Source organism: Corynebacterium gerontici (genome assembly GCF_003813985.1).
Taxonomy (GTDB): domain Bacteria; phylum Actinomycetota; class Actinomycetes; order Mycobacteriales; family Mycobacteriaceae; genus Corynebacterium; species Corynebacterium gerontici.
On record NZ_CP033897.1, the window covers coordinates 1,477,520 to 1,497,973 of the forward strand.

At 58.3% G+C, this 20,454-nt stretch carries 16 protein-coding genes; 2 read left to right on the forward strand and 14 right to left on the reverse strand.

What is annotated here, in order from left to right; all coding sequences use genetic code 11:
* Positions 1–33: 33 nt before the first annotated feature.
* The 13 genes from CGERO_RS06925 to gdhA all read right to left on the reverse strand — a co-directional run bounded on the left by CGERO_RS06925 (position 34) and on the right by gdhA (position 17,462).
* On the reverse strand, positions 34–1,317 hold the full coding sequence (locus tag CGERO_RS06925) for an ammonium transporter (protein WP_123934505.1): 1,284 nt from the start codon (positions 1,315–1,317) through the stop codon (positions 34–36).
* 161 nt (positions 1,318–1,478) lie between these two features.
* On the reverse strand, positions 1,479–2,942 hold the full coding sequence (gene ftsY / locus CGERO_RS06930) for a signal recognition particle-docking protein FtsY (protein ID WP_377017570.1): 1,464 nt from the start codon (positions 2,940–2,942) through the stop codon (positions 1,479–1,481).
* 67 nt (positions 2,943–3,009) lie between these two features.
* Positions 3,010–6,351: a hypothetical protein gene (locus CGERO_RS06935; RefSeq protein ID WP_123934509.1), complete on the reverse strand. Its 3,342-nt coding sequence runs from the start codon at positions 6,349–6,351 to the stop codon at positions 3,010–3,012.
* A 46-nt stretch (positions 6,352–6,397) separates the two neighbouring features.
* Positions 6,398–9,817 carry a chromosome segregation protein SMC gene (smc, locus tag CGERO_RS06940; RefSeq protein WP_123934511.1) on the reverse strand — a complete coding sequence of 1,140 codons (3,420 nt, stop codon included), beginning with the start codon at positions 9,815–9,817 and terminating at the stop codon, positions 6,398–6,400.
* Positions 9,818–9,846: 29 nt separating this feature from the next.
* On the reverse strand, positions 9,847–10,122 hold the full coding sequence (locus CGERO_RS06945) for an acylphosphatase (protein ID WP_123934513.1): 276 nt from the start codon (positions 10,120–10,122) through the stop codon (positions 9,847–9,849).
* Positions 10,122–11,582: an alanine/glycine:cation symporter family protein gene (locus CGERO_RS06950; RefSeq protein WP_123934515.1), complete on the reverse strand. Its 1,461-nt coding sequence runs from the start codon at positions 11,580–11,582 to the stop codon at positions 10,122–10,124. The genes CGERO_RS06945 and CGERO_RS06950 overlap by 1 nt, the downstream gene beginning before the upstream one ends.
* A gap of 88 nt (positions 11,583–11,670) precedes the next feature.
* Complete coding sequence (rnc, locus tag CGERO_RS06955; protein ID WP_123934517.1) at positions 11,671–12,441, reverse strand: ribonuclease III; 771 nt, start codon at positions 12,439–12,441, stop codon at positions 11,671–11,673.
* On the reverse strand, positions 12,438–12,944 hold the full coding sequence (locus CGERO_RS06960) for a YceD family protein (protein ID WP_123934519.1): 507 nt from the start codon (positions 12,942–12,944) through the stop codon (positions 12,438–12,440). The genes rnc and CGERO_RS06960 overlap by 4 nt, the downstream gene beginning before the upstream one ends.
* Positions 12,945–12,956: 12 nt before the next feature.
* A complete protein-coding gene (locus tag CGERO_RS06965) occupies positions 12,957–13,667 on the reverse strand; it encodes a DivIVA domain-containing protein (protein WP_123934521.1) in 711 nt (236 codons plus the stop codon).
* 111 nt (positions 13,668–13,778) lie between these two features.
* Complete coding sequence (locus CGERO_RS06970) at positions 13,779–14,750, reverse strand: esterase/lipase family protein (RefSeq protein ID WP_123934524.1); 972 nt, start codon at positions 14,748–14,750, stop codon at positions 13,779–13,781.
* Between the two features lie 471 nt (positions 14,751–15,221).
* Positions 15,222–15,377: a hypothetical protein gene (locus CGERO_RS10675; RefSeq protein WP_164470278.1), complete on the reverse strand. Its 156-nt coding sequence runs from the start codon at positions 15,375–15,377 to the stop codon at positions 15,222–15,224.
* Entirely contained in the window at positions 15,378–15,863 is a 486-nt protein-coding gene (locus tag CGERO_RS06975) for an esterase/lipase family protein (protein ID WP_123934526.1), read from the reverse strand.
* 255 nt (positions 15,864–16,118) lie between these two features.
* A complete protein-coding gene (gene gdhA, locus CGERO_RS06980; RefSeq protein ID WP_123936024.1) occupies positions 16,119–17,462 on the reverse strand; it encodes an NADP-specific glutamate dehydrogenase in 1,344 nt (447 codons plus the stop codon).
* A gap of 149 nt (positions 17,463–17,611) precedes the next feature.
* On the opposite strand from gdhA, the gene CGERO_RS06985 reads away from it, so the two are divergent.
* Positions 17,612–18,697, forward strand: a complete 1,086-nt coding sequence (locus tag CGERO_RS06985; RefSeq protein ID WP_123934528.1) for a glycerate kinase — start codon at positions 17,612–17,614, stop codon at positions 18,695–18,697.
* Here CGERO_RS06985 and CGERO_RS06990 read toward each other — a convergent pair.
* Entirely contained in the window at positions 18,670–19,053 is a 384-nt protein-coding gene (locus CGERO_RS06990; RefSeq protein WP_245998801.1) for a hypothetical protein, read from the reverse strand. The two genes, CGERO_RS06985 and CGERO_RS06990, sit on opposite strands and share 28 nt — an antisense overlap.
* 25 nt (positions 19,054–19,078) lie before the next feature.
* On the opposite strand from CGERO_RS06990, the gene CGERO_RS06995 reads away from it, so the two are divergent.
* Positions 19,079–20,383 (forward strand): DUF4921 family protein, encoded by a 1,305-nt coding sequence (locus CGERO_RS06995; RefSeq protein ID WP_123934530.1) that lies wholly within the window; start codon positions 19,079–19,081, stop codon positions 20,381–20,383.
* Positions 20,384–20,454: the final 71 nt, after the last annotated feature.

The window sequence follows — 20,454 nt, forward strand, 5'->3', positions numbered from 1 at the left end:
CTGGCTCCTTGTGCATCAACTGTTTTCAATAGTCTATCGCTCGTAGCGATCGTGAGACCTCTCGTAGGCAGATTCGGCGTGCAAGGTTTGGTCGATGCCTTCGTACTCCGCCTCCCGGTTCACACGCCAGCCCATGGTTTTCTTGAGCGTGATCGCGATGAGCAAGCTCCATATGGCCGACCACGCCATAGCGACCAGCGCGATGATCGCCTGGATGAGCAACAGCTTGAGCCCCTCGCGGCCGCCTCCGCTGAGTATTCCTCTGCCGTGCGCTGCAAGCCCAACGGCCAATGTGCCCCAGAGACCAGCAAGGAGATGCACACCAACCACATCAAGGGAATCGTCGAAACGGAACCGGAATTTCAAGCCAACTCCATAGGCGGCAACGACTCCCCCACCAGCGCCGATGACCAACGCCGATACCGGTGTCACAACTCCTGCTGCGGGGGTGATAGCCACGAGGCCAGCTACCACGCCGGAGGCAGCACCCAGCGAGGTAGCGTGCCCGTCTCTGAACCTTTCTACAAGCAACCAACTCGCCATTCCCACCGCTGCCGCCAGTGTGGTGTTCATCCACGCAAGGCCAGCGAAGCCATCAGCGGCGAAGGCTGAACCTGCATTAAAACCGAACCATCCGAACCACAGCAATGAGGCACCGAGCATGACCATGGGCAGATTGTGCGGCCTGTGGGGCCAAGTAGCACGCTGCCCCACCACCAAGGCGAGCACGAGGGCGGCGGTGCCCGCGGTGATGTGCACGACGACTCCCCCGGCGAAGTCGATGGGAACCACGTTCGCTGCGCCCGATTCACTCCCGAACATCCAGGAAGCCAGGCTGTGTTGAGCATCGGAGAGCAGCCCCTTATTCCAGACCATGTGCGCGACCGGGAAGTACACCAGGGTTACCCAACAGCCGGCGAACACCATCCAGGTGCTAAAACGAACTCGTTCCGCTAGCGCGCCAGAGATTAGGGCCACCGAGATAATGGCGAAGGTGAGTTGGAAGGCAACATCAATCACCAAAGGATATCCGTGGCTGCCTATGATGGGATCGCCCTGCACATCAAGCACTCCGCGTAACCCGAAAGCAGACCACGGCTTGCCGATCACGCCCCAGAGTGACTCTCCGTAGGAAATCGACCAACCCCAGAGCACGTACAGCACACTCACCACACTGGCGGCGCCGAAACTCATCATCATCATGTTGAGCACCGATTTTTGACGCGACATGCCGCCGTAAAACAGTGCAAGCGAAGGCGTCATTAGTAGCACGAGGGAGCAAGAGATCAGCATCCACGCAGCGTTTCCGGTATCCATGCTCACACTCCTTGCCTCACAACAGCTCGTCAGCGAACCCGCAAAACTGTCATATGATAGATATTAAGGTTTCTATCAGACTATAGAAAAATGAGGAGAAAGGAAAACCTGGCGTCACCATTTACTCGTTAAGGTGACACCAGGTCCAGGATTTTCACTTCCTAGCCGAGCAGGGCGTCAACGAACCCCTCGACCTCGAACGGTGCGAGATCGTCCGCACCTTCGCCCAGGCCGACCAGCTTCACTGGCACGCCGAGTTCATCTTGCACCTGGAACACAATGCCGCCCTTAGCGGTTCCATCGAGCTTGGTCAGTACGACACCGGAAATCTGCACGACGTCGCTGAAAATACGTGCCTGAGTCAGCCCGTTTTGACCGGTGGTTGCGTCGAGTACCAGGAGAACCTCATCAACCTTGGCCTTCTTTTCCACCACTCGCTTGACCTTGCCAAGTTGGTCCATGAGGTTCGAAGAATTGTGCAAGCGTCCGGCAGTGTCAATCACCACCACGTCAGCCTGCTCTTCAACACCCCGCGCTACCGCGTCGAAAGCAACAGAGGCGGGATCGGCACCCTCGGCTCCGCGAACTGTGTTCGCTCCAACGCGACGCCCCCAGGTTTCAAGCTGATCCGCAGCAGCAGCGCGGAAAGTATCAGCCGCACCCAAGGTGACCTTATGCCCCATGGAAACCAGCACGCGAGCCAATTTGCCGGTAGTGGTGGTCTTGCCCGTGCCGTTCACACCGACCACCAATACCACGGCTGGCTTGCCCTCATAAGGCATCGCTTTGATAGAGCGATCCATCTCCGGCTTACAAGCCTCCACCAGGCATTCGCGCAGCATCGCGCGGGCCTGCGCCTCGCTTTCTACACCGCGCTCTGCGATCTTTTCACGCAACTGCTCCACAACCTCGGTGGTGATCTTGACACCGAGATCTGCCTGGATCAGTTGTGCCTCGATATCCTCCCAGGCGTCTTCATCAAGGTCACCGGCGGTCAACATGCCAAGCACGGATTTACCAATGACATTCTGAGAGCGCGAAAGTCGGCCCCGCAGCCTGCCGATGCGTCCTGCTGCTGGAGCGATCTCTTCACGCGGCTTCTCGGGTTCCGTTACCGGCGCTGCAGGCTGCTGCTCTGTGGCCTCGGCAGGTGCCTCTTGCTCCACCGCTGCCGGTGTTGGCTCAGGCTCAGTTTCATGAGGCTCTTCGAACTCTTCTAACTCCTCGAAGGTCTGCTCAAGCTCTGGCTCTGGCTGATCAAAAGGCTCTTCTTCCTGGCGTTGCGAAGCCGGTAGATCAAATGGTGCCTCCTCTTCCTCAGACTCACGCGGAGTTTCGGGCAAATCGAAGGGCGCCTGCTCGGACTCAACTTCACGTGATGCATCGGGAAGATCAAAAGGCTGATTTTCTTCTGCCGGCTGTTCACGAAGCACCGGCTCCTTTTGAGCCGGTTGGAAATTGAAACCACTCTTTACCTGGTAGTTCCCGGACTTTTCCTGCTGCGTGAGCTCTTTTTGCTCGGGCTTTTCAAAGCTGACGGTCTTCGTGTTCTTGCGCTTCAGACCGATGGCGATGAAAGCCACCACCAGCAAAAGCAGCACAACCGCGATGATTACGTAGGTCATGTTCATGCCCTCAAGTGTTGCAAAAACTTCTCTGCAACACACCTTGGCGCTCCGGCGAGCGCTGCGCTTAGAGCAGTTCTGGCTGTTGCAACGCCACCACGACTGCATCTGCAGAGATCAGGTCACCCGTTACAAGATCAGGAACCAAATCGGCCATCGCTGCCCAACCAGGCGTTGCTGCGTCCAAGGTCTTGTTGGAGGTAATCATGCCATGGGCCTGCATACGAGCCACCAAAGCCAGCACCATTGACACCACCGGAGCAAGCGACCACACGTTGTCTTTTGCATCCGTGTCCACACCATCGAGCTTGTCAAAGCGAACGCGAGCCATCGCGTACAACTGCTTATTTGCACTACGCAAAGTCCTCAGCAGGGTTACGGCAGCCTTGATGAGGCCTTCGTCGGAAAGCAAATGCTTGAGTTCTTCACGATGATTGAATGTTTCAAACACCGCCAGCAACCTCGTGGCGTCGTCCATGAGCAAGCCCGGGACGATCTTGGAGCGCGAGAAGAACATTTCTAACAGTGCTTCCTGCTGGGCTGCGTCCATGCCGGCGATCGCGACAGTGGATTTGTCGATGCACGCAGAATCTAAGGTGGTGTCGCGAGCCGTCTGCAACGCGGTGATGAGATTCTCACCCGCAAGATTGCGCAATTGCTTCAACAGCGGCCGGGCGGGGTGCCCCTCCGCCAAAGCGCCGAGCAATTCGAGGGTGCCGATCCACGGTACCCGGTGCGGCGTGAGATCGTCGGCAAGCCCGAACTTGGCGCGAACCAAACCAGATTCCACAACCCGCCCCGGCTGACGATGCGCTGGAACCAACGATGCAGAAAGCCCACTCAAAGCCGCAGAAGGATGCGCCGAGAACACCGCACGTACAGCCTTGGCGGATTCTCCCACCGCAACACCGGTGGTAACCATATCCCACAGCACCGGCATGATTGATGAATCGTGTGGCGCATGTTCTTGTTCACCAGCCAAGAATGCTGCGAGTTCCCCGAGGCTGGGGTCCGCGCCTTCGAAGAATCCCGGTTGTTCAATGCGCTGCGCCTGTTCGCTTGGTGCCACTGGGGCGATGAGGGTCATGAACGGGTCCAGCGCGAAGGACTGCACTGCCAGATCACCAGCACCGATATAGCTATCAGGCAGCGCAACCTTGCCTTGATCCAGCTCAAACGCACGAGCTGGTTCCCAGGGCGCAGTCAGTGGCCAAACCCAAATCGCCTCGGCATCGCAGTAAATCACACCATCGAGTAATTCAATTGAAGGCCGATTCTTGGCAGCAACATCAGCGATCGCCACCGAGATCCGTGTGCCCGTGGGGTCGGTCCATTCCAGATCCACTCTGCCTGCTGGCAGCTTTGCCGATTGCCCGGCAAGTTGAGCCAGAGGCACCTGATAGGTGAGCTGATCTTCGCTTTGCAGCTTCGCCGTTTTCAGCGGGGAACCGTGGTGATTGCGCACCGTCACCTTTGGATCCACCATTGCGGTGCCCGTGCGGACCCGCAGCTGCCCTCCCATCGCTATATCTGTGGGGTCGAGCTGCATCCTTCGCGCGCGCCACATCGCGGGTTCGCTCACCGTGGGAAGTTCGAAGGTGAGTCGTGCGGGGGTGAAACGAAGCGGGAGCTGATCGCCTTCCTCCGTAGACACCACGCACTGCGCGCTCGCGGCGTTCGTGGGCACGATGATGTGCCGCGGTGTGACGTCGAAAGGCTTCGAGCCGGGTTTTATTTGGAGGGAAGTCTCACTCAAACCGCCCGCGGTCGGGATACGTAGTTGCTTGCTCACGCCCTGCATGGTGATGGCAGCGCGCAGGCCTTCGACAATTGCGAACTCGTGGCGGAAGGATTCATTGCGCGGCCCGCGGATGCGCACCAGGTACTCGCCAACCCATGGCGCATCATAGAGGTCTGGATCGAACACCGAGAAGGCTCCACCTTCTGCTGGAATCTCGAGGGGCTCGGGGGCTGCTACTTCCTCACCCGCGTGTCCAACGCCCGCGTAGGAGGAGATGGAAAGCTGCCAGATTTCCTCAGCGCCGGAAGGCGTGGGGGGAAACTCCGCGATCAATGAGGACTCGTGCACTCGAAGCCCCCCTGCGGAGTGCAAGTAGCTCACCGGCTCCGGGGCAAGGAACTTCACCCGCTGGCGAGTATCCACACTTCGCACTAGTTCCATGCGAGGGGTGTGCCCTACCTGCGTCACCGCCAAGGATGAAGCGTGGGTAAGGTCGAGGGTTCGAACCGTCCAGCCTTCCCAGTTCAAGCCTTGGGTATCGGTGGCTTCAAGCTCTCCGCCATGAACAACATCGCTCACCGTGGCGTCAGCGGGAGCCACCACCAGCAAGGTTTCATAGTGCAGCGAGGCTTTGTCACTCATGTTCGCACCGCGCGTGGTGAACAGCAGCGCAGCGTCATCGCCCAACACCGACACAGTCCAGGTAATGCCGTTGGAGAGGTCCTGCACGGTAATTTCACGAACGGGGTGGTCGATAGCCACATCGAGCGTCTCTGCGAAGCCACTCGCGGTGTGCCAAGGATTGCCAGTGCGATAGACCTTAGTGGTGCCCTCGATACTGACGCGCCAATTCACTTCCCCAAAGGTGCCATCTGCATGCCGCGGCACGCGCTGTTCCGGCAGGCGCAGGCAAACTTTATTACGCTGCGTATCAAAGAGGATACGGGGGCGCATTTCTCTGTTCGCCACGCCCACGGCACTTGCACGATCGCGCGTGCCCACGGGGCGTTCCCTCAGCTCAGCTACCAACGCTTCAGCCACTTGCGCGGGCAGAGCGGGCAGTGCGCTGCGGTCGCGGTCGTACCACGATGCGGGGTGATCCACTGCAAAATCGCGCAACGCAGCAACGCCGTGCAAGATCCGCTCAGCAACATCCGGCAGAAGCGCCTGAAGCTCTTGCACAAGCGGCGGGTACGCTTCATCGAAATCCATCGCCTCCAGCAACGCGGGCACATCGTTAGCCAACACACCAGCGTGCAGGCATGCAAGCTTTTCGACGTCCTCCGTTGGCATCGCAAGCCCAAACTTTTGGAAAAGCTGCGGCACAATCGATTCCAGATCGATCTGCGCGTCAATGCCCAAGCCGGCGGCGTATTCCTCGGCGAAACGTGGGGCGTCGACAAGCTGAAATGCACGATTGCACAACGTCATCAGCGTGAGTGCAGGGCTGATCAGCAACAGCGGCTCAATTTCGGCACCGGCGGCGAGCTGTCGGGAAAGAAAGATGCCGTAGAGGCGCTCAATGCGCTCGAGCTCATCGCTAGCCAAATCGAGGTCAGCGACAATATCCAAGCCGCCCAAACGCTGGGAAAACTCCAGCTCAGACTGTGAGGCCCAGCCCAGCAACGAGTCGTTGAGATCAGCAATCGGGTGGCCTTGCGCTCCCATTACATGCACCTTCTTTCCACTAAGCAGCGATAGCAACGGTGTAACACTACCGGTCTGCCCCCGGCGCGCGCGACATTCGTTGTGAAATCACTCGCGTCACGCCGTCGCCGCGCATGGTCACTCCGTACAAAACATTAGCGACGTCCATCGTCGGCTTCTGGTGTGTAATCACGATGAGCTGCGAATCTTGGCGCAGTTCCTCGAAAAGTGCGATCAGCCGGCGCAAATTCACGTCATCGAGTGCGGCCTCCACCTCATCCATCACATAGAAGGGACTCGGACGCGCGCGGAAAATCGCCACCAACATGGCCAAAGCCGTCAGCGACTTCTCGCCGCCCGAAAGCAAGGACAGCCTCTTGACCTTCTTGCCCGGCGGACGCGCCTCTACCTCGATGCCGGTGGTGAGCAAGTCGTGGGGATCCGTGAGCACGAGTCTGCCATCGCCACCGGGAAACAGTGTGGCAAACACTTTCGGAAACTCTGCTTCCACATCACGCCAGGCGTCCGTAAACAGTTGCAAGATTTTCGCATCAACGTCCTCGATGACGCCGCGAAGATCTTTTCGAGCCTGTTCCACATCAGCCAATTGCGTAGACAGGAACTCATAGCGTTGCTCAAGCGCCTTGAATTCCTCGAGCGCCAAAGGATTGATCTTGCCTAAGGACTGCAAGTCTCGTTCCGCTTGTTTGAGTCGCTGCTGTTCCGCCTTGACGTCGAAACTGTCATCCGGGGCGAAATCCTCAATGATCGTGCTCGCGGGAATGCCGGTGACCTCACTGAGCTTTGTTTGCGCCTCTTCCAGGCGAACGAGGGCTTCTTGGGTGCTCAGCTCAGCCGCGTGCTTGCGCTGAGCCGCCTTGTCTAGCCGCTCACGGACAGCATCGAGATCGCGGCGCGCTTTGAGTTCCGCCGTGTGTGTTTCCTGTGCTTTGGCCTGCAGCGCATTTCTCTGCTCAGTTGCGCGTTCCAATGCAACAGCGGTTCGCTCCCGCACGTCGGTGGCAAGACGTGCGACGGTGCGGGCCAAATGCAGGCGCTGACGCCGCCGTGCTTGTTCACGTTCGTGCTGCTGCTGAGCCTGGAGTTCAGCCTGTGCTCTCCGGCGCAGGGCCTCACCACGCCCGCGAGCCTGCTCGGCGCGTTCCTGAACAGAGTGCAGGTGCAGGCGCGCCTCAGTTTCCATCGCGCGCACTTGTGCCAACGCTGCGGCTGCTTCGTCGCGGGCTGCGGTGGAAGGCTCGTCTTCGATTTCCTCTACTCTGCTCAGACGATCAGCGAGCTCTTCTCCTTGGGCCCTCAACGTCTCAACGCGTGCTTGTGTCTTCTCCGCGCGTTGTTGGGTGCCGCGCAACTGCGCCTCAAGCTGTTCCAAACGCCGAGCCGATTGCTGCCGTTGCACTTTCGCCGCACGTGCCCGCTCTTGTGCTTCACGCAACGAGGCTTGGGCTTGGGCTTGGGCAACACGAGAATCCTCCGCCGCTTGCAGAGCGCCTTCGAATACGCCGCCAAGTTCGGCAAGTGCAGCGCTCGCTGCTGCCAATTGCTCATGCGCTTGCGACACTTGAGCTGCAACATCAACGGAGGTTCGCTCCCCCTTGCCAAGCTGCACCCATCCTTGACCACACAATTCGCCCTGGCAGGTGACTGCCCGCAATCGAGGTTCCGCCTCGACAATGCTTGCTGCCTGTTCGAGTGACTCAGCCAAGGCAACGTCAGCCAACAGTCGATACACCGCTGCACCTACTTGATCGTCCACAGTGACGTGGTTGAGTAGCCACGTCGCTCCCGTAGGCAAGGAGGCATCGATGGTCCAAGCGCTGGCCTGCTCTTTCTTGACGACGATCGTGCGAGCCACATTTTCCCATGATTGCGAACCGGGATCGCCCACGACCGCATCCGCAAAGGCCCCTAGCGCGGCGGATAACGCCACCTGTACCTCCGGTTTGGGGCGTAACGCCTGCGCCAGCGGCACAAAATTACCCTCGACTTTCGCCCCGGGCGCGTTCGCCTGCAGTGTGTCAATCTTTGCTTCCAAGCTCGATTGCTCTCGTTCCAAAGAACTGCGCTGCGCGCGGAGTTGCTCTACTCTCGATTCATCGGCTTTGGCCTCGGCGTTGGCGTCAAGCACTCGCTGCTGCAGGGGCTCCAGCTCTAGTTCACCGGGGGCGACCACTGACTCATGTTCGCGCTTTGCCTGGCGAACCCGCTGGCGTTCCTCCTCGAGCTGCTCCTGGAGACGGGCGTCTTCTTCCAGCGCTGCCTGGAGTTGTTGTTCTTGGGACTCTTGCGCGGCAACCAGCCTCACCACGCCTTCACGTTGGTCGGCAACCGCACGAACCTGAGCCATGTGCTCACGATCGGCCCGAGTGGCTACCTCCTCGCGTTCTTCGAGTTCCTCCCGGATCGATTCAAGCCGCTCTTCAGCTACTTCAACGGTTTCCTCGAGGCGTTCGTACTCTTCTTCTGCTTGCTCAGCCTTGAGCTTCAGCGCCTCCGGGTCTTCACCGCGAAACGGTGTTTCCTGCACGTGCTCTGCCCGCTCGGTTGCGATTCTGAGCGTGGCAGCGATGCGTTCATTCAGCGCCGAAAGATCAAACCACCGCTGCTGCGCTTGTTCCGCCAGAGGCTGGATTTCCAGCCTGACAACCTCAACCTCTGCGAGCGCCTGAGTTGCCGACTCCATCTGTGAACGCAACGCTTCGTGAGATTCGGTGGCGGATTGCAAGGACTCGTTCTGTGCCTGATGCGCCGCCAACAAGGTGCTGAGCTGGTGCCCGGCGAGGCGCAGACGTGCATCGCGAACATCGGCTTGCACCGTCGCCGCACGCTTGGCGGCCTCAGCCTGGCGTGCCAGTGGCTTTAGTTGTTTGCGCAGTTCGTCCGTGAGGTCCTGCAGGCGGTCCAGGTTCGCCTGCATGCCGGTGAGTTTGCGCTGCGCCTTCTCTTTCCTGCGCTTGTGCTTGAGCACGCCCGCTGCCTCTTCAATAAAAGCGCGGCGATCTTCTGGGCGCGATTCCAGAATTTGCGCCAGGCGGCCTTGCCCCACAATCACGTGCATTTCCCGGCCGATGCCCGAATCAGACAACAACTCTTGAATGTCCATCAAGCGTGCGCGGTGTCCGTTGATTTCATACTCGCTGGCACCGTCGCGGAACATTCGACGCGTCACAGATACTTCTGAGTACTCAATAGGCAGCGCGCCATCGGCGTTATCGATGGTCAACGTGACCTCGGCGCGGCCAAGGGCCTTGCGCTCACCTGCCCCCGCGAAGATGACATCTTCCATCTTCCCGCCACGCAAAGTCTTGGCGCCTTGTTCGCCCATGACCCATGCCAGCGCATCCACAACATTCGATTTACCGGAGCCATTTGGCCCCACAACCGCGCAAATTCCTGGCTCAAACTTCAAAGAAGTCGCCGACGCGAAGGACTTGAATCCTTTTAGCGTCAGCGACTTCAAATACACCCGAGGGATTTTAGCAGAGCTTCTTGCAGCTAGCGGGTTTCAAAACCCCGAACTCCTTTAGCTTCGCTCCAGCGTTCAATCACCGTGTCAACACTGCCGGGCCGGGTGCGATCCGGTTGCGAAAGGGCTTGCAGCATCGCCTCGCACTGTTCGCGCTCGCCCTCAACCACGACACAGACTCGACCATCGGAAAGGTTGGTAGCAGAGCCGTGCAGCCCCAACGCCTTCGCTTGGCTGTAGGTCCACCAACGAAAGCCAACACCTTGGACATGCCCATGCACCCATGCTGTGAGACGTGATTGCATCAGACCGACCTCACGATCTGCCCATCACGGTGAGTGACGGGATCAGAGCCATCCCAGCATTCGACGTTCTTGATGCCGGGAAGCATGTCCTCGTGGAAGATCGGATCATAGCCCTTGGCTTTTTGGGCGGAGAAGTTGGCCAAAAGTTTCACCGCAATACCCGCCAGCGGAACAATGGCGATCAAGTTGATCAGCACCATGATGGCCGCAAATGTATCGCCAAGTGCCCATACCAGTGGCACAGATCCGATGGCACCAAGAAACACACAAGCCAACACAACCAAGCGGAAGGTTGCCATGACGGCTTTGGATTCGGTGAAGTATTCGATGTTTGCCTGAGCAAGATAGGTGTTGCCGATCACCGAGGAGAATGCCAGGAAGAACAAGATGATGGTGATGAAGTGCACGCCCCAACCACCAACTTCCGCGGCCAGGGACTGCTGGGTGAGGGTGGCACCCTGAACTTCCTCGCCATAGGTGGGGTTATTCAGCAAAATTATGAAGGCGGTAATGGAGCACACCAGGATGGTGTCAAAGTACACACCGAGTGTTTGCACCAAACCCTGTTTCACTGGGTGCGACACCGTTGCCGTTGCCGCGGCGTTTGGAGCGGAGCCTTCGCCGGCTTCGTTGGAGAACAGGCCACGACGCATGCCCATGAGGAACGCCTGACCGAGAGTTGCGCCAGCTACTTCCCGGAAGCCCAGTGCACTACCGACGATTTCGCCGATCATGCCCGGCACTTCTTTGATGTTCAAAGCGACCACCAGAATGCCGATCACCACGTAGGCAATGGCCATGACGGGGACGATCACCTGAGTGAAGTCGGCGATACGCTGAACACCACCGAAGATGATCAAGGCGGTGATGAACGCCAAAACTGCGCCGATCGCTACTTTGAACCACATAGCGTCCTGCCCGAAGGATTCGCTCATGGATTCCGCAATGGAGTTCGACTGGATCGAGTTGTACACGAAGCCGTAGGTGAAGGTGATGGCGAAGGCGAAGACAACCGCAAGCCAGCGGGCATTCAGTCCACGAGTCATATAGTAGGCGGGGCCGCCTCGATAGGAGCCGTCGGCGTTTCGCGTTTTCCATAGCTGCGCGAGCGTGGACTCCACGAACGCAGTAGCACCACCGATGACGGCGATGACCCACATCCAGAACACTGCTCCTGGACCGCCCACGGTGATTGCTACGGCCACGCCGGCGACGTTGCCGGTGCCCACGCGCGAAGCCGCAGAAATTGTGAAGGCTTTAAAAGCACTAATCCCCTTCTCGTCCGTCTGGCCATGAGCAGGCTTTTCACCAACGGAACGGAACATCTCGGGGATCATGCGAAGTTGCACAACGATGGTGCGCGCGCCGAAGTAGATACCGGCGCCAAGCAACAGGAACGAAATTACGAGCCACAGCTTGTCATTGATTACGTCAGAAATGAACGTCTGGACACTTTCCATGAGCAGCATCCTAGCGTCCAGACCCCAATTTCTATGCATTGGAACAACATTGCCACCAAAAGTGGCATACGTCACTTCCTCAACCTTGTCACTCCTGGATCAAACTACGGGCAACCTCTTGCTGCAGCTCCACGTGCCCCAAAGCATCCACAGCCTGCTGCGCCGCCAACTGTTCTGCCGCTTTCTTAGAACGACCAGTACCGCTGCCAAGCTCATGTTCGCCCACCATGACCCGCGAGGTGAACACGCGCTCATGGTCAGGTCCGATGGATTCCGCGATATAGCGCGCTACGGGGAACTTCAACTCCGCTAGGCGCTCTTGAAGGGATGTCTTCCAGTCCAGGTGTCGATCTTCGGCACTGGCGTGCTGGATACGCGATTCGAACAGATGCAGCACGGCATCCCGCGCAACCTCAAAACCATGAGCTCGGTAGATCGCACCGATCATGGCCTCCATGGTGTCGGCCAAGATGGAGGCCTTTTCGCGTCCTCCGGTGAGCAACTCACCCTTACCCAGCAAAACATACTGACCCAGACCAATTTCCTGAGCCACCTCAGCCAAGGCATAACGGCTCACGATGCTAGCGCGCATTTTGGAGATGTCACTCTCGGGGCGCGACGGGTAGACGTCGAAAAGCCTGCCAGCAACGGACAGTCCGAGCACCGCGTCACCCAGGAATTCAAGGCGTTCGTTATTTGGCAAGAATCCCAGCTCATTTGCGTAGGAGCGATGCGTGAGCGCGAGCTCGAGCAGATCCTCGGGCAACGTCACGCCAAATGCTTGCAGCAGCGGAGAACAATCGACATCGCCGAACTGCGGGAGTTGCACTTCGGGAGCCTTTTTGCGCTTACGGCTCACAGAAACTTCTCCAATCCCGCCCAGCGAACGTCACGAACCTCATCTTCAGTATCCGGTTCGGGTACGTCGCCCTCGCACTCGCCCTCACACACTGGACTAAAAGGCAAGTTCAGTCCCGCTTCATCCAGGAACAACTGCGTCAGATCGATGGTGTCATGCTCGATGAGAGGGGTTTCCTCGGCTTCCTCCGCGTCTTCGCCTTGAATGAAGTCCTCGTCGGCTGCGAATACCTCCTGAACTTCGAGGTGAACCTTAGGGCTGAGTTCCGCAAGGCAGCGCACGCACTGCCCAGACAGTTGAGCATCCAGACTGGCATCAACCATAATCGCGTCACCCAACGGATTCAGGCGCGCTTCAACGCTTACCGGCGCGCCTTCAGGAACGGCAATCATTTCGGGACCAATCCGAACAGGCGTATCGCCTTCCAGCTGACGAACCTCCATCAGGCCACTGCGCAGGACTGTCCCGACCTCAAATACGAACGGTGAAGTTTGGTTTTTCATCACCGCAAGAGTCTACCCCTCGTAGCCTCGCGTTCCAGAAGCACCGGCTCCACTGCGCAACGCACGGCGATCTCGCGCCACGGTTCGCAAGGTAGCTGAGAGAGCCTCTTCGAACTCGGCCAGCTTGTTTTCTACGAAGGCGTCGCATTCCTGACGTAGGCGACTCGAGTCCGCGTGTGCTGCATCGACAATGCGGTGCGCTTCCTCGTCTGCGCGGCGCACTACCTCCGACTCGCTGACCAGGCGGTGCTGTTCGGCAAGTCCTTCATCGACGCTTCGCTGGTACTGCTCGTTGCCCTTCTTCACCAGTCGATCTGCCTCAGCCTGAGCCCTTGCCACGGTATCTTCAGCTTCACGACGCGCCCCGCCGACAATACGATTCGCTTCATCTTCAGCCTTCGCCACTGCCGCGTGGGAGCGATCTTCAGCATCGGCCACCATCGCATCGGCATCCTGGCGCGCCCCCTCAACCAAATCTGCAGCCTCGGTGCTCGCCTGGGTGATGGTTTCGTGCGCGCGTTCTTCGGCGCCCCGGATAATTTCATCGCGCTGATCCAACACGTCTTGAGCGTCATCTAATTCAACCGGCAGGGCGTTACGCAGATCGTCCAGCAGCGCCAGCATTTCATTGCGCGGCACCATGCAATTGGAAGTCATGGGAACGCCATAGGCCTGCTCAACATTTTGGACGAGTTCATCAAGGCTTTCAAATACGCGGTACATGCCTCCATGGTAAACGGGCGCGAACGCATTTACCGCAGGTGGCTCGCGTGTCGTAGCGAGCAATACATTCACACCTGATACACACCCGTCGCTCTGCGCACTGCGGTGAGCCTAGGACTTCCCGGGAATCGGGCCAAAGTTCTCTCCGCAAGGCACAACGGCCCGCTCCCCCACCGCCTGCAACACAAAGGCAATGGCACGCTGATCGTAAACGATGCCGAGATGATCCACCCGGTCTGCTTGACAGCCTTCTTGCAACACGATGTTTCTGTGGTCGCCGCCGGAAAATTGGGTGGCACTCAGCGGTGTTGCCGCCTCATCGTAGAGCGTGGAAATTGCTGTGTAATGAACGCCGGGCACTTCTACCGCCCCATCAATCAGCTCGTTCATGAACGCCGAACCCGCCAGCAAATCATTCCCAGCAGGACCGAGCATCGAATCAATCGCGACATTGGGATGCATTCCCGCAGCCAGTAGCTGCTGCTCCAAGTTCGACATCCCAAGCGCCGAGGTTCCCCTGAGCACACCGGCGAGCGTTACGACGTTGCGCACATCATGCCCACCGTTTCGTTTTGCATACGCGGCAGCAAGCGCGCCGCCCTCGCTCCAGCCCACCAAGTCAACCTCTTGCGCGCCGGTATGTTCTTTCACCATTGCAATGTGGCGTGAGACTTCTTGGAGCGAATCTTCCATCGGCGCTAGCGCGAAAAACCCGGGAAGTCGGCCAGCCATGGAATGCCGATCTGCTCCGTAATAGCCGTAATTGATTGCGAACACACACCGCCCTTCTCGATGCAAGGCCTGAGAGATCTGCGAAAACGCCGCGTAGGCGTTCGAGGACATCCCGTGCAACAAGATCACCGGCGGCTGGCCACGATGAGCACACTCGACGTTGGCACCGGGAGGGCTTGCGTATGGATGGATCGATGACCTTGCAGCTCCTTGCGGCAATGAAGAAGCCGCTTCTCGATGTTGACCCATACCCGTCCACGGCGCCACAACATCCTGCGCGCGCGCACTCGGACTGAAGAACACCGCCATACTCAGGACGACTGCGATCATGCGGGAGTATCGAAAATGCATAATGAGAACTCCTTGTCTTGGATAGTTCTCATCTAATAGGGTGCGGTGAACCCCCGTCAGGTTTTACACAAATAATTTTCTTGTCAATGCTAGCAAAAGCAAAGCTTCTTGCATCGTAGCCCCCATAGCCCCTGCTGTGACCGAAAGCACATAGTGAAGTTGTGGCTTCGCTATCGGAAAACAAAATGCTGCACAATCGGGGGTAGTTCCCGGATTGTGCAGCGTCAATGCATCACTCAGCTTGAAAGTCCGGCCAGAGGTCCAACATTGGCAGTGCAGGGCAACGCCAAATCAGACCCGAGGGCTTTCGCATTCAACACGATGGCGCGATCCTCATAGGGGCGTGCCCAAATGGTCTACTTTATCCTGCTCACATCCGTCTTGATTCAGGTGGTTGACAGAGTCGCCATTGCGGAATTGCGTTGCCTTGAGGGGCGTTGCGGATTCATCCTAACGAGTAGAAATGGCGACTTAGTGCTGACCCGGAACCTCCACTTCACTATCGGTCAATGCAGCCATGAAACCATAGCCTCCGAGCAGGTCATTGCCAGCAGGCCCCACCGTTACCCCGAGAATCTCTTCAATTGGCACCCCAGCCCCAGCGAGGCCGTTCAAGAGCGTTGACAATCAAAGCATCGTTGTTCCCCGCAGCACCCCGTCGAGTGATACAACAGTGCCGACACCTTCGGCGCACACCTGCTTAACGTAGGCAGTAGCGAGGGAGCTACCGACCGACCAACTGACCGAATCTACTTTCTGCGCTCCCGTGTGCTGTTTGACCAAATCAATCTGGCGCGAAACCTGAGCAAGCGAATCATTCAACGAGGCGTAACCGTAGAAGCCAGGCACAAGCTGCGTGGCAGAAGATCCGTGAAGCTCTTCGCCGTAATAGCCGTAGTTCATCGCGAACACGCGCTTGCCTTGCTGCTCCAACAGGGGCGCAATGGCCCCAAAGGTGGAGTACAAATTGGAAGTCATTCTATGAATAAGCACCACCGGGTTCTCGTTTGGCTTCGGCACGCACGATCCATTTGCCCCCTGAGGACTGGGGTGCTGCTTCGTTGCCGCGATCGCGCCTGGGGGCGTTCGCACAGCCTCAAGCTGCTGATCCATACCGGTCCAATGCTCCACTCAGCTCGGCACGGGCGACCCGGGGCCGCCGCAGCCTCTGGCAGGTGCAGCGAAAGCGCTGCCACTTTTAGTGCCGACATCGCCGTGACGCAGATTTTGCTCTCAGAAATCCGCATGTTCGTCCATTCGGGATTGAGAGAGCACTCAGATCTTAGAACCCGCGTTGCGCCTAGGGAGGGCCTTTTGCATAGAAAAAATCGCACCGCCTGCGCGGTGCGATTCGGTAATGCTTCAAAGCTAGATGATGCCCTGAGCCAACATTGCATCGGCAACCTTCTTGAAGCCTGCGATGTTCGCGCCGATCACGTAATCACCCTCATGCCCGTATTCCTTGGCGGTAGCAGCACAGGTCTTGAAGATGTTGATCATGATCTCGCGGAGGCGTTCATCGGTGTACTCGAAGGTCCAGGAATCACGCGAGGCGTTTTGCTGCATCTCCAGCGCAGAGGTAGCAACGCCACCGGCATTTGCCGCCTTGCCGGGGCCGAAGTGGATGCCACGCTCGCGATAAACCTCAATGGCGTCTGCGGTGGAAGGCATATTGGCACCTTCAGCTACGTAGGAGCAACCGTTATCGGCGAGGGTGCGGGCGTGATCACCGTTGAGCTCGTTTTGGGTGGCGCACGGCAGGGCGACGTCGCAGGGCAAATCCCAGATGGAGCCGTCGTTGTGCAGCACCGCGCCCTCTACCTCATCAACGTAGGCAGAGACGCGCTCGCGGCGAACTTCCTTTACCTCGCGCAGCTTGTCAACGTCCACGCCATCCTGGCATTCCACCCACGCTCCTGAATCGGAGAAGGCAATGACGGTGCCGCCGAGCTCTTGAACCTTCTGGATGGCGTAGATGGCCACGTTGCCGGAGCCGGAAACGATGACCTTCTTACCCTCGAAAGACTCACCGTGGTGCTTGAGCATCTCTTGGGTGAAGTATGCCAAGCCGTAGCCGGTAGCTTCAGTGCGCACCAGAGAGCCACCCCACGCCAGGCCCTTGCCGGTGAGCACACCGGATTCGTGCTGGTTTGCTAGACGGCGATATTGCCCGAAGAGGTAGCCAATTTCCCGACCACCAACGCCGATGTCACCGGCAGGCACGTCGCGGTACTCACCGATGTGGCGGTACAGCTCAGTCATAAAGGATTGACAGAAGCGCATGATTTCGCGATCCGACTTGCCCTTGGGGTCAAAGTCGGAGCCACCCTTGCCACCGCCAATAGGAAGTCCCGTCAGCGAGTTCTTGAAGATCTGCTCAAATCCGAGGAACTTGATGATGCCCAAATTCACCGACGGGTGGAAGCGCAGACCGCCCTTGTAGGGGCCGAGCGCGGAGTTGAACTGGACGCGGAAACCGCGGTTCACGTGCACGTTGCCCTCATCGTCGGTCCACGGAACGCGGAAGATGAGCTGGCGCTCAGGTTCGCAGAGTCGCTGAATCAGACCATCGTCTGCGTAGTGAGCGTCCTTTTCCAAAACGATTTTGAGGGAATCAAGCACCTCCGCCACTGCCTGGTGGAATTCCGGCTCTCCCGCATTGCGCTTGAGCAACTCGTCATAAATAGCTGAAACTTTTTCTTCAATCGCCATATGCTCGATCCAATCTTGTTGACTCACCACCTGGAGTGGCTCAGGTACCTGATTAACTATAAGCCGATAGATAGATAGATGAAACTCGAAGGACATATTTTTCACCTTCGAAGGTTCATCTCATCGGCGCGGTATGAGACTATGAGCCAATGAAGCACCGCCCCCACATCATTGTTGCGCCCGACTCTTTCAAGGGCACCGCAAGCGCCGAAGAAGCAGCAGAATATCTAGCAGAAGGTATCGCTGAGGCATTCGATTGCGAGATCACTCTCGCGCCCATGGCAGACGGCGGCGAGGGAACTGCCGCCAAATTTCAAGGCCAGGACATTACCCTTCCCACGACGAACGCCAACGGTGCCCTCATTGAGGCCACCTACCGCTTTGATTCCGCCAGTGCCACGGCTTATATCGATGCAGCCGCGGCATCCGGTATCACGCTCGTGGAGGATCACCGCCCACTGATTGCGGATACCTACGGAACCGGAGTGCTGATTGCGGATGCTCAATCCCGCGGGGCGACCCGAATTGTTCTTGGCCTCGGTGGCACCGCAACCACCGACGGAGGCACCGGCATCTTAGTCGCTTTGGGGGCGCAGCTCCTCGATGCACAGCAACAAACTTTGCCCCAGGGCGGCGGATCGTTAGCCCAGCTTGAAACGATCGATACTGCCATGCTGAACATTCCCGCCGCGGGCGTTGAGTGGGTGCTGCTCAGCGACGTGGACAATCCCGCCACTGGCCCGCGTGGTGCGGCCGCAATCTTCGCTCCGCAGAAGGGAGCGGACGCGGGGGACGTCGAAAAACTTGATCGTGGCCTCGCCCACCTGTGCCAGGTCACTGGCGTTGATCCGAGCACTCCTGGCATGGGAGCCGCTGGTGGCATTGGCATAGGCATTACCTGGCTATCCAGCCTGATCTATGGCGAACCCAAAGTGTGTTTCCTTCCCGGCGCGAAAGTCGTGGCACAGTCCGCTGGCGTTGGCGCGGACGCCGACTTGATCGTCACCGGGGAAGGCAAATTCGACGATCAGTCGCTGCATGGGAAGGTCGTCGGGTCAATCCTGGAGCTTGCCGACGCCACCCCCGTGGCCATTGTCGCTGGCGCACACGAGGCCGAGGCGGGGGCCGTGCAGGTCACCCTCGGCGCCGGCGAGGTTCGCGATCAGCTCCGGAACGCAGGTCGTGAGGTGGCTGGGTGGTATCAGCGTCACGCAATGGAGAGGAACCAGGGGTAGGGGCTCGTCGTTTCAAAGTTCGATTCCTGTTCAAGTGCCGCCGGGTCTTTCGGCAGAGCGGCGGGTGGTGTAAAGAGCTTGGAGTAGAGCATCGCTACCTGGTTCAGGCTGCCAGCACCACGGACTTGAATACTGAATCGATGAACCGTGTCGAAGGAAAGCTCGTCGTGTTGCTCTAAATAGACTGCCCGCAGTTCCGCTTCGGGGGCGTCGCTCGGCTTGCTGTGTTCCAACGAAGCGTCAGCGACCATGCCGTCTCGAATCAGCAGCTCACTGAGGGTATTGATCCTGGCACCCATAAGCTCGGCGGCTGTTTCGGGCATGAGGCAATCGAAGTGCAATCGGGCGTTGTGCATGGGGCAAGGGTATACGCTTGTTGCTATGAGTGGTCAGATGTTTTCTCGCATTGCCCCTATCCAGACGATGGCCGACGGCACGATCAAACAGATCAACCCATTCTCCGGGACCGAGGTGTGGACAGTGCCAGGGCGAGGAAACCGCCCACTCACGCAACCAAAGGCCGACACCAAGATTCTCGAACCCCACGATCACACCACGTTCTGCGCTTTCTGCAGTGAGCGCGTCTTTGAAACCCCGCCGGAAAAATCTCGCATCTCCGAAGGCAAGATCTTCCGTGTGCGCCCGGAACAGCTCGACGGCTCCGCAGATTTCAGGAGGGTCCCGAACCTTTTTGAAATTGTCACCTATGACTATTGGCGTGAGAATTATGGCTACACCATGGACGCTGACTCGGCTCAGTGGATGAACAAGTACCTTGATAGTGACCTCGGTCGCGAACACGTCATGAAAACGGTGCAGGCAAAGCGCCGTGCCGCAGGGCAGAATCCTGACGTAGAGGAAGCTGCGCTTTTGAAACAGGGCGAGGCATTCTTTGGCGGTGGTCACGACGTCATCATTGGCCGTCGACACTTCCGAGACGATGCAGAGACCAGCGATGAATTAGCATCGGCCGGCACTCTGAGCGCCGATGAGCACGCCGATCTTATCCGATTCACCATTGATTCCATGGCGGATCTGTACCGGCGCAATCGATATGCCCAGTACGTTGCGGTGTTCCAGAACTGGCTCAAGCCCGCGGGAGCTTCCTTTGACCACCTACACAAGCAGCTGGTAGCGATTGATGATCGCGGCGTAGCTGCGCAAAATGAAATACGCAGGCTTCGCGAAAATCCCAATATGTATAACGAGTGGGCCGTGGACTACGCCTCAGCGAGGAACTTAGTGATCGCCGAAAATGATCACGCCGTGTGTTTTGCCGGTTTTGGCCACCGCTACCCCACCCTCGAGGTGTTCTCAAAGTCCGCGACACCCGAGCCTTGGCTGCAATCCCCCGAAGAAGTGCGCGCCATGAGCGATCTCCTCCACGCATGTCATGCGGCGGCAGGTCCCGATGTGCCGTGCAATGAAGAGTGGCACCACAAGCCAATCGGGCTCGATATCCCGATGCCGTGGCGGGTGATGATTAAGTGGCGCGTATCCACGCTGGCCGGTTTCGAGGGCGGCACAAAGATCTACCTGAACACGCTCTCGCCGTGGGATGTCCGGGATCGTGTGGTGCCCCGCCTCTATGAGCTGCGGGATCAGGGGCACATTCGGGGGTTGCGCATCGCGGAGGAATGTAAGGTGGAACGAAACTCTTTGCGCTATAACCCCCTGCTTGGCTAAGGCTTGCTAGCGTGGAAAGTGTTTTGTCACTTGACGAATCTGAGGTGAATTGTGAGTAACAGCATCGAAAG

Bases quoted from the DNA above. Each gene is read 5' to 3' on its own strand.
- CGERO_RS06965 (WP_123934521.1), bottom strand. From the start codon at position 13,667: ATGTACCGCGTATTTGAAAGCCTTGATGAACTCGTCCAAAATGTTGAG.
- ftsY (WP_377017570.1), bottom strand. From the start codon at position 2,942: ATGACCTACGTAATCATCGCGGTTGTGCTGCTTTTGCTGGTGGTGGCT.
- CGERO_RS06990 (WP_245998801.1), bottom strand. From the start codon at position 19,053: ATGCACAACGCCCGATTGCACTTCGATTGCCTCATGCCCGAAACAGCC.
- CGERO_RS06975 (WP_123934526.1), bottom strand. From the start codon at position 15,863: ATGGATCAGCAGCTTGAGGCTGTGCGAACGCCCCCAGGCGCGATCGCG.
- CGERO_RS06945 (WP_123934513.1), bottom strand. From the start codon at position 10,122: ATGCAATCACGTCTCACAGCATGGGTGCATGGGCATGTCCAAGGTGTT.
- CGERO_RS06970 (WP_123934524.1), bottom strand. From the start codon at position 14,750: ATGCATTTTCGATACTCCCGCATGATCGCAGTCGTCCTGAGTATGGCG.
- CGERO_RS06985 (WP_123934528.1), top strand. From the start codon at position 17,612: ATGAAGCACCGCCCCCACATCATTGTTGCGCCCGACTCTTTCAAGGGC.
- CGERO_RS06935 (WP_123934509.1), bottom strand. From the start codon at position 6,351: ATGGGAGCGCAAGGCCACCCGATTGCTGATCTCAACGACTCGTTGCTG.
- CGERO_RS06995 (WP_123934530.1), top strand. From the start codon at position 19,079: ATGAGTGGTCAGATGTTTTCTCGCATTGCCCCTATCCAGACGATGGCC.
- gdhA (WP_123936024.1), bottom strand. From the start codon at position 17,462: ATGGCGATTGAAGAAAAAGTTTCAGCTATTTATGACGAGTTGCTCAAG.
- CGERO_RS06960 (WP_123934519.1), bottom strand. From the start codon at position 12,944: ATGAAAAACCAAACTTCACCGTTCGTATTTGAGGTCGGGACAGTCCTG.
- CGERO_RS06925 (WP_123934505.1), bottom strand. From the start codon at position 1,317: ATGGATACCGGAAACGCTGCGTGGATGCTGATCTCTTGCTCCCTCGTG.
- CGERO_RS06950 (WP_123934515.1), bottom strand. From the start codon at position 11,582: ATGGAAAGTGTCCAGACGTTCATTTCTGACGTAATCAATGACAAGCTG.